The organism is Amycolatopsis sp. SID8362 (assembly GCF_010550475.1).
Lineage (GTDB): Bacteria > Actinomycetota > Actinomycetes > Mycobacteriales > Pseudonocardiaceae > Amycolatopsis > Amycolatopsis eburnea.
Map to the genome: position 1 here is coordinate 1 of NZ_JAAGNB010000004.1, position 8334 is coordinate 8334.

Genomic DNA, 8334 nt, shown 5'->3' on the forward strand with positions numbered 1-8334 from the left:
CGTCCGGGCCGCGGAACCGCAGGTCGGCGTGCGCGGCGGTGAGCGCGGCGAACAGCTGCGCCGGCGAGCGCCCGCCGGTTTCGTCGGGCCGGTCCACCCCCGTCGCGAGGTCGTCGCCGCGCGGGACGGCGAGCAGCTCGTGGAACGCGAACCCCTCCAGCACGGCGGTGCTCAGCCGATGCGGGGGCGGTCGGCGACCCGGTCGAGCAGCACGGTGCCCGGGTTGCAGTCGCCGATCAGCACCCGGCGGCCCGAGACGCCGTTCTCGACCATCACGAACGCCGTCGGCGCGAGCCCCTGCAGGGCGGTCGGCTCGACCTCGAACTCGTACACCCGGGACGCGGTCACCCCGCGGTTCTGGGAGTCGGCCTCGGACTGCGACACCGTCGACGACCAGTTCTGCTCACGGCTGTGGGTCGTGGTGTTGGTGGTGCTCCACGAGCTGCCCGAGCTGGAACTCCCGCCGTTCGGGCCCGTCGAGCTGCTCGACGACCCGCCGTAGGTGTAGCCGCGGGACCGCTGCACGCTCGAGGAGCCGCCCTCGGTCGACGCCGTGCCGTGGGTCAGCGTCCGGCCGACCTGGAGGGTGAGCTGCGACAGCTCGAACTTGTAGCCGCGGCCGATGAACTCCGCCGCGTTCGCGGCCTCGTCGCCGTTGCCGAGCTGCATCAGCAGCGTCACGGTGCCCGCGGCGCCGAGCAGCTTCTGCATGTCGTCGCGCAGGTGCTGGACCAGGAAGATCAGCCGGACGCCCGCCCGGCGCGCCTGCCGCGCCATCGCCTCGAGCGACTCCAGCCCGATCTGGTCGGCCCCCGCGACGACCAGCGTCTCGCGGCCGGTCGCCTCGCGGGTGTGCAGCTCCTGCAGCGTGCGGTGAAAGACCATGTGCTCGACGAACCGGCGGTGCCTGCCGGTCTTGGCCCTGGTCGCGATGACGGAGTACCCGCGGATGGGCCACGACGCGCGGAACCCGGCCGTCGCCTGCTTTTCCGCCGCGCGTTCGGCCCTGGCCAGCCCGCGCAGCTCGCCTTCGAGCGCCTGGAGCTCGTTCTGCGTCTGGTCGGTGCCGCCGACGGTGTCCACGTAGGAGTTGAGCTTGCGCACCTCGTCCGGGGAGAGGGTGTCGTCCGAGCCCGCGTCGTAGACCCGGCGGAACACCTGCAGCCCGGCGACGACCTTGGCGAAGGTGAGCGGGCCGCTCAGCCGCTCGCCGACGGCGGTGAGCAGGTCGGTGTGCAGGCCGCGCAGGTCGGCGCCGAACTGCGTGCGGTTCATCGTGTGCATGGTCTCGGCGACCATCTCGGCCATCTCCGTCGCGTCGAGGTCGGCGATGATGCCGAGCTCGGCGAGGTCGCGGGGCAGCTCGTGGACGGCGACGGCGTGGCCCTTGGCCCTGGCCGCGACGACGAGGTTGTCGCCCACCGCGAGGTCGGTGAAGTCGAGCAGGAGGACCGACGAGCCGGCGGCGAGCAGCGGCGACCCCACGGTCACCAGCAAGCTCGCCCAGCCGTCCTCGGTGCCGCCGAAGACGTCGATCCGGGCCGGGCGCGTGGTGAGCTGCACCGGGTACCAGCGCATCGCCGCGGCCACCCGCTGCGCCTCCCGCTGGTCGTGCTCGGCGACGCGCTGCTGCCACGACGTGTAGGCCAGGTTGTAGCGCTCGACCGCGGCGTTGTACCGGGCGGTGTAGTCGCGCTTCATCACGGTGAACCGGCGCCGCGTGCGGACGAGGTTCCAGATCGCCAGCAGGACGCCGAGGCCCAGGACGATGTCGCCGGTCAGTTCCACGGCCATCGGGACTTCCTTGACGGCCGCCTCCACCATCCCGGCGATCATCACGGCGATCACGAAGGCCAGCACGAGGTAGCCGATCAGCCCGATCCACGCGCGTTTGGCGCGCTTCTCGCGCAGCTGGTAATCGTGCGGCGCGTACACCTGCTCCGCCATCGGCGGGTTGGCCGCCTCCGGGCTCACCGTCGCCGGCACGGGCTTGACGAACTCCCAGCCCCACCGTTCGACCGGCTGGAACAGCCGCTCCCACATGTCCGTCGTCCGCCCGGCTACGACCACGTTCTGCCCCGTCACGGCCCCTCCGGTCCTCGCCCTGCCGCAATGGTGGCCCAGTATGCCGTATGGCCTAGCCCGATGTGACACGTTCCCCGGACGTGTCCATAATGACCACCGCTCGACGCAGCTACGCAGGGGGATCCATGTCCAACCAGTACCCGCCGAACCCGCCGCAGTGGATGGCCGTCGCGCAGGGCCCGCCGCGGCCGACGGGCCGGAACGGGATGGCGATCGCCTCGCTGATCCTCGGCATCCTCGGGATCTGCGGCCTCTCGCTGGTCCTCGGCCTGATCCTGGGGATCATCGCGCTGGTCCAGATCAACCGGACCGGCCAGCCGGGCCGCGGCATGGCCATCGCCGGCATCGTGCTCAGCCTGCTGTGGGCGGGCGGGCTGGCCGTCGGCGTCGTCTACGTCGCGAGCAAGGCCAAGACGCTGGGCACGACTCCCACGATCGTGGGACTCCAGGTCGGCGAGTGCTACGACACCCCACCGGGCTTCGGCGCGGACGCGACGAAGGTCCCGTGCACGGGCCCGCACGACGGCGAGGTCTTCGACACGGTGCCACTGAAGGGCTACGTCGAAGGCGAGTACCCGGGCGAGGAGTACCTCGAATCGCAGGCGAAGCCCGCGTGCGAGGCCAAGCGCGCGGCGAAGTTCGGCGCCGGCCACGCCCCGCCGGTCGAGGCGGAGCTCGGGGTGTTCTACCCGGACTCGGCGGCGTGGAAGGCGCGGAAGTTCACCGCCGCGTGCACCCTGCAGGTCACGTCGGACACGCGGTTCACGGCTCCGCTGGCCCGCTAGCACCGCTCCACAGTGGACGGTCCCGGTCAGCGGTACCGTGACCACATGGGTGACGACGCCTGGGCCGCGCTGGCCGGACACTTCGCCGACGACGCCTACGAGTCGGTGAAGGGCCGCGTGCGCACCCAGGTGCTGCACCGGCAGCTGCTGGCGCACCTCCCGGCGGCCCCGGCCACCGTGCTCGACGTCGGCGGCGGGGCGGGACACCAGTCCTTCCCGCTGGCCAGGGCCGGGTACGACGTCACGGTGCTGGACTCGTCGCCGGCGATGCTGGACAAGGCGCGAGCGCGGCTCTCACCCGGGATCCGGGACCGCGTCGCGTTCGTGGAAGCCGATGGTGAGCACGCGGAGGAGGCGGTCGGCGGGCGGCGTTTCGACGCCGTCCTCTGCCACGGGGTCCTCGGGTACCTGGAGCGGCCGGAACCGGTCGTCGAGCAGCTGTGCCGGTGCGCCGCGGCCGGGGGTGTCGTCTCGATCATGACCGGCAACGCCCACGCGATGGCGGTGCGCCCGGCCTTGGAACGGCGGTGGGAGGACGCGCTGGCGGCGTTCGACGCGGACACCGAGATCGGCGTCCTCGGCGTGCCGACCCGCGCGGACACCGTCGAGGAGCTGAGCGGGCTCCTGCGCCATCACGACGTGGAACCCGTGCGGTGGTACGGGGTCTGGCTGTTCGTCGACTGGCTCGGGTTCGGCGGCACCGAGGTGGATCCGGCCGACGCGGAGCGCGTGGCGGCCGTCGAGTTCGAAGCCGGGCGACGCGATCCGTACCGCGGGCTCAGCCGCGTCTTTCACCTCGTGGGGCGCAAGGCCTGAGCGGCTTCCCCGGCCAGCGTCAGCAGCTCGTCCAGCACCTCGGCCGCGAGGTCGGCCAGCGACCGCTCCTCATTCAGCCACCGGGTGAACGCGATCCCGAACACCGTGGCCCCCGATTCCGCGGCGAGGGTGGCCGCGGTCTCGCCGACGCCGCGGGCGCGCAGGGCGTCGGCGACCGTCGTGGCCAGGGTCGTCAGCTTGTGGCGCTCCCGTTCGCGCAGCGCCGGATTGCGGTCGATCACCGACTGCCGCGTGCGGGAGTGCGGGCGGCGCTCGTCCGGGAAGAAGGACGACGCCGAGCGCAGCGCCGAAGCGACGACCTCGAGCGGTGACGCCTCCGGCGGGGCGGCGGCGATGCCGTCGAGGAACGTCCGGACGAGCAGTTCCTGCCCCTGGAAGAGCACCTCGCGCTTGTCGCTGAAGTGCCGGAAGAAGGTGCGCTCGGTCAGGCCGACGGCCTGCGCGATCTCCGCGGCGGTCGTCTGCTCGTACCCGCGGGTGGCGAACAGCTCCAGCGCGGCCTGCTGCAGCCGCTCCGCGGTCCCGGGTTCCCAGCGCACCATGCCGCCGAGTGTAGTGATGACAGCAGCTGACATGAAGGCGTACAGTTCTGATGTCAGCGACTGACGTCGGTCACTGACATCACCTCTGCGAAGGAGTTACCCGCCATGCGCGTTTTCGTCACCGGTGCCTCGGGCTGGATCGGCACCGCCGTCGTCGGCGAACTGCTCGCCGCCGGCCACGAGGTCACCGGCCTGGCCCGCTCGGCCGCGTCCGCCGCGAAGCTCGAGGCGAAGGGCGTCCAGGTCCGGCGCGGCGACCTCGACGACCTGGCCGGCATCCGCGCCGGCGCCGAAGCCGCCGACGCCGTCATCCACCTGGCGAACAAGCACGACTTCGCCGACCAGGCCGCGTCGAACGCCGCCGAGCGGGGCGCCGTCGAGACGATCGGCGACGCGCTCGAGGGCACCGGCCGCCCGTTCCTGCTGGCGTCGGGCGTCGCCGGCCTGGTGCAGGGCCGGCCCGCCACCGAGGCCGACGCGTCGCCGTTCCACGGTCCGGAGTCCCCGCGCGGCGGCACCGAGAACCTCGCGCTCGGGTTCACCGATCGCGGCCTGCACCCGGTCAGCCTGCGGTTCTCCCCGACCGTGCACGGCACCGGCGACCACGGGTTCATCGCCCACCTGTCGGCGATCGCGCGGGAGAAGGGCGTGGCAGGCTACCCCGGCGACGGCACCAACCGCTGGGCCGCGGTGCACGTCGCCGACGCCGCGCGCATGGTCGTCCTCGGCCTGGAGAAGGCACCGGCGGGCAGCCGGCTGCACGCGGTCGCGGAGGAAGGCGTGCCGACGAAGGAGATCGCGGAGGCGATCGGGCGCGCGTTCGACCTGCCGGTGGCGTCGATCGCCGAGGCCGACGTCCCGGGCCACTTCGGCTGGATCGGCGGGTTCTTCGGGATGGACCTGGCGGCGACGAGCACGGCCACGCAGGAGCTGCTGGGCTGGACGCCGACCGGGCGCACGCTGATCGAGGACCTCGACGGCGGCGCGTACTCGGGCTAGCCGCCGTGGCCGTGGTCGAGCGCGCCCGGTTCGTGGCCTTCGAACCCGTCCGGTCCGAAGCCGTGCAGGGCGCCGGCGACGATCGCCGCGGTGGTCAGGAGTCCGATGAGGACGGTGAGGGCGATCAGCAGCCGGCGGCGGCCGCGCAGCGCCGCGATTTCGGCGGCCAGCGCGGCCCCCGCGGCGGCCAGGATCTGCCGCCAGCCCTCGGGCGTGCTCGGCTCGGGCGCGGGCAGATCGGCGGTCAGCGAAGCCAGCTCGTGCCGGTAGCGGTGCTGCTCGCGGCGGGCGAGGCGGTCCTCGACCTCGTCCATCGTCAGGCGGCCTTCGCCGGCGGCCGCGTAGAGGGCGGACCGGACCTGCTCACGTTCCGCGTCCGAGCAGCGGATCCCTTCCGGCACAGTGGTACCCGGCGCGGCCTGGAACGTTAATCTTCGATGAGAGTTCGGCACCCGGGCGAAAACCTCGACTACGGTTACCGGGTGCACTTGGTGATCGTCGACGACGAGACGGCCGTGCAGGATTCGCTGTCGCGCACGCTGCGGTTCGAGGGCTACACCGTCTCCATCGCCGGTGACGGCGCCGCCGGGCTCGCGTTGATCCGCGGCGAGAGCCCCGACGGCGTGCTGCTCGACGTCACCATGCCGGTGCTCGGCGGCCTCGAGGTGTGCCGGGTGCTGCGCGCGGAGGGCAACACCGTGCCGGTCCTCATGCTGACCGCGCGCACGGCCGTGACCGACCGGGTGGCCGGGCTCGACGCGGGTGCCGACGACTACCTGGTGAAACCCTTCGCCCTGCAGGAGCTGCTGGCGCGGGTGCGGGCGCTGCTGCGCCGCACCGAGTACCACGCCCCGCCCGCGCCACCCGCGCCCGCGGCGCTGCGGTTCACCGACGTCACCCTCGACCCCGCGACGCGGGAGGTGTTCCGCGGCGGCCGCGCCCTGCACCTGACCCGCACCGAGTTCGCGATGCTCGAGACGTTCCTGCGCCACCCGCGCATCGTGCTCACCCGCTCGGCGATGTTCGAGCACGTGTGGGGTTACGACTTCGGGGCCGCGTCCAACGGGCTCGACGTCTACGTCAGCTACCTGCGCCGCAAGCTGGAAGCCGACGGCGAGCCGCGGCTGCTGCACACCGTGCGCGGCGTCGGGTACGTGCTGCGCGAGGAACCGCTGTGAGACGGCCCCGCTGGCGGAAGCTGTCGCTGCGCGCGCGGCTCGGCGTCCTCGTCGCCACCGCGGTCGCGCTCACCGTGGTGACGGTGTCGGCGATCTCGTGGGGCATCACCCGCGCCGACCTCTACGACCAGTTCGACGCGCGGCTGCAGTCCTACGCCCAGCTCGCCGCGAAAGCCGCCACGCCGGACGAAGCGCTCTCGACCCTGCGCTCCACGACGGGCAAACCCGGCGCCGACCGGAACAACGGCCTCACCGTCCAGTTCCGCTCGGCGGCCGGCGCCATCACCGGGACCGCGGGCGTGATCCCGGAACTCCCGCCACCGCCACCGCAAGCGCCGTTCTCGGTCAGCCGGGCGGCCAACGTCCACCGCGGCGAGGAGGACCAGTTCCGCATGTGGACGGCTTCGCGCGCCGACGGCGGGACGGTCCAGGTCGCCCAGGACTCCGAAGACGTCGAGGACAGCTTGGGGCGGCTGGGTTTCTGGCTGCTCGTGGTGTCGGCCGCCGGGGTGCTCGGCGCCACGGTGGTCGGCCGGGCGATCGCCCGCTCGGCGCTCCAGCCGGTCGACGAGCTCACCTCGGCCGCCGAGAACGTCGCCCGCACCCAGGAGCTGTCAGCGGCGATCGACGTCACCGCGTCCGGGGAGATCGGGCGGCTGGCCAGTTCGTTCAACGCGATGCTCTCCGCGCTGAGCCGGTCCCGCGACGAGCAGCGGCGGCTGGTCGAAGACGCCGGCCACGAGCTGCGGACGCCGTTGACCAGCCTGCGCAACAACATCGAGCTACTGATCCACGCCGACGCCAACCCCGGCCGGCAGCTCCCGGCCGAAGACCGGGCCCGGCTGCTCGCCGACCTCGACGCCCAGGCCGTCGAGCTGACCGCGCTGATCGGCGAGCTGGTCGACCTGTCCACCGGCGAACGGCCGAGCGAAGCCGAAGAACACCTCGCGCTGGCCGACGTCGTCACCGCGGCCGTCGAACGCACCCGGTCGCGGTGGCCGAACGTCACGTTCGACGCCGAGCTGGCCGAAGCCGACGTGCTCGCGCGTCCCGCGGCGGTCGAGCGGGCGGTGCTCAACGTGCTCGACAACGCGGCCAAGTGGTCGCCACCGGGCGGCCGGGTGCGGGTGCGCATGGCGGCCGGCGGCGGCACGGTGCGCGTGCGCGTCGACGACGAAGGCCCGGGCATCCCCGAGGCGGACCTGCCGCACGTGTTCGAGCGGTTCTACCGGGCCGACGCCGCGCGGGCGCTCCCGGGTTCCGGGCTCGGGCTGGCCATCGTCGAACAGGTGCTCACCCAGCACGGCGGGCGGGCCACGGCCGCGCGCGCCGACGGCGGAGGCGCCCGGTTCGACCTCGTCTTCCCGCTGGCCGCTTCTTAAGGAAACCCAGCGCGATCTTCATCGAACTCTCATGGACGGCCAGCACCGTCTGAAGGGTGACTCCACGGACCGCGCTCTCGCCGGCGCCACTGGCGACGCTGACACTGGTCATGGCCGCCGTCGCCCAGACGATCATCGCCGGGCTCACGCTGGGGCTCGCCGGCCACGTCAGCCCGTGGCGCGATCCGGTCAGCGACTACGCCTGGCACCGCGGCGGCCGGCTGCTGTTCACCGTCGCCATCCTGTTGCTGCTCGCCGCCGCGGCGGCGCTGGCGGTCGCCGCCAGGCTGGCCGCCCTGCCCCGTGATCCGCTGGTGAGCACGCTCTTCCTGCTCTGGACGGCCGGGCTCGCGGTGGTCCTGGTCTTCCGGAGCAACTCCAGCGCGGCCGACCCCACCGTGTCGGGCGAGATCCACCGCGCCGGCGGGGCGGTGCTGTTCGCCAGCCTGCCACTCGCGGCCTGGACGTTGAGCGCCCGCCTGCGGACCGAGCCCCGCTGGCTCGCCGCGGCCCCCGCGCTGAGGCG

9 protein-coding genes are annotated in these 8334 nt (G+C 73.1%); 6 read left to right on the forward strand and 3 right to left on the reverse strand.

Going from position 1 to position 8334, the window contains the following annotated elements; genetic code table 11:
- Window positions 1-171 precede the first annotated feature (171 nt).
- A complete protein-coding gene (locus G3I65_RS00645) occupies window positions 172-2085 on the reverse strand; it encodes a hypothetical protein (RefSeq protein ID WP_160693746.1) in 1914 nt (637 codons plus the stop codon).
- Window positions 2086-2210: 125 nt separating this feature from the next.
- Here G3I65_RS00645 and G3I65_RS00650 point away from each other — a divergent pair, with 125 nt between their 5' ends.
- Window positions 2211-2870: a DUF4190 domain-containing protein gene (locus G3I65_RS00650; RefSeq protein WP_203612239.1), complete on the forward strand. Its 660-nt coding sequence runs from the start codon at window positions 2211-2213 to the stop codon at window positions 2868-2870.
- A gap of 45 nt (window positions 2871-2915) precedes the next feature.
- On the forward strand, window positions 2916-3686 hold the full coding sequence (locus G3I65_RS00655; RefSeq protein ID WP_160693750.1) for a bifunctional 2-polyprenyl-6-hydroxyphenol methylase/3-demethylubiquinol 3-O-methyltransferase UbiG: 771 nt from the start codon (window positions 2916-2918) through the stop codon (window positions 3684-3686).
- On the opposite strand, the gene G3I65_RS00660 is transcribed toward G3I65_RS00655, so the two are convergent.
- Window positions 3662-4249: a TetR/AcrR family transcriptional regulator gene (locus G3I65_RS00660; protein WP_160693752.1), complete on the reverse strand. Its 588-nt coding sequence runs from the start codon at window positions 4247-4249 to the stop codon at window positions 3662-3664. The two genes, G3I65_RS00655 and G3I65_RS00660, sit on opposite strands and share 25 nt — an antisense overlap.
- Window positions 4250-4354: 105 nt before the next feature.
- Here G3I65_RS00660 and G3I65_RS00665 point away from each other — a divergent pair, with 105 nt between their 5' ends.
- Window positions 4355-5248: an SDR family oxidoreductase gene (locus tag G3I65_RS00665; protein WP_160693754.1), complete on the forward strand. Its 894-nt coding sequence runs from the start codon at window positions 4355-4357 to the stop codon at window positions 5246-5248.
- Here G3I65_RS00665 and G3I65_RS00670 read toward each other — a convergent pair.
- Entirely contained in the window at window positions 5245-5649 is a 405-nt protein-coding gene (locus G3I65_RS00670) for a DUF1707 domain-containing protein (protein WP_309235222.1), read from the reverse strand. The genes G3I65_RS00665 and G3I65_RS00670 overlap by 4 nt on opposite strands.
- A gap of 81 nt (window positions 5650-5730) precedes the next feature.
- On the opposite strand from G3I65_RS00670, the gene G3I65_RS00675 reads away from it, so the two are divergent.
- The 3 genes from G3I65_RS00675 to G3I65_RS00685 form a co-directional block, all read left to right on the forward strand.
- On the forward strand, window positions 5731-6426 hold the full coding sequence (locus G3I65_RS00675; RefSeq protein WP_160693760.1) for a response regulator transcription factor: 696 nt from the start codon (window positions 5731-5733) through the stop codon (window positions 6424-6426).
- Window positions 6423-7808, forward strand: coding sequence for a HAMP domain-containing sensor histidine kinase (locus G3I65_RS00680; protein WP_160693756.1), 1386 nt, complete (start codon window positions 6423-6425; stop codon window positions 7806-7808). Before G3I65_RS00675 ends, G3I65_RS00680 begins: the two co-directional genes overlap by 4 nt.
- A 56-nt stretch (window positions 7809-7864) precedes the next feature.
- The coding region (locus G3I65_RS00685; protein ID WP_309235223.1) for a DUF998 domain-containing protein at window positions 7865-8334 on the forward strand (470 nt) is incomplete at its 3' end.

Bases quoted from the DNA above. Each gene is read 5' to 3' on its own strand.
- G3I65_RS00655 (WP_160693750.1), top strand. From the start codon at position 2,916: ATGGGTGACGACGCCTGGGCCGCGCTGGCCGGACACTTCGCCGACGAC.
- G3I65_RS00665 (WP_160693754.1), top strand. From the start codon at position 4,355: ATGCGCGTTTTCGTCACCGGTGCCTCGGGCTGGATCGGCACCGCCGTC.
- G3I65_RS00650 (WP_203612239.1), top strand. From the start codon at position 2,211: ATGTCCAACCAGTACCCGCCGAACCCGCCGCAGTGGATGGCCGTCGCG.
- G3I65_RS00660 (WP_160693752.1), bottom strand. From the start codon at position 4,249: ATGGTGCGCTGGGAACCCGGGACCGCGGAGCGGCTGCAGCAGGCCGCG.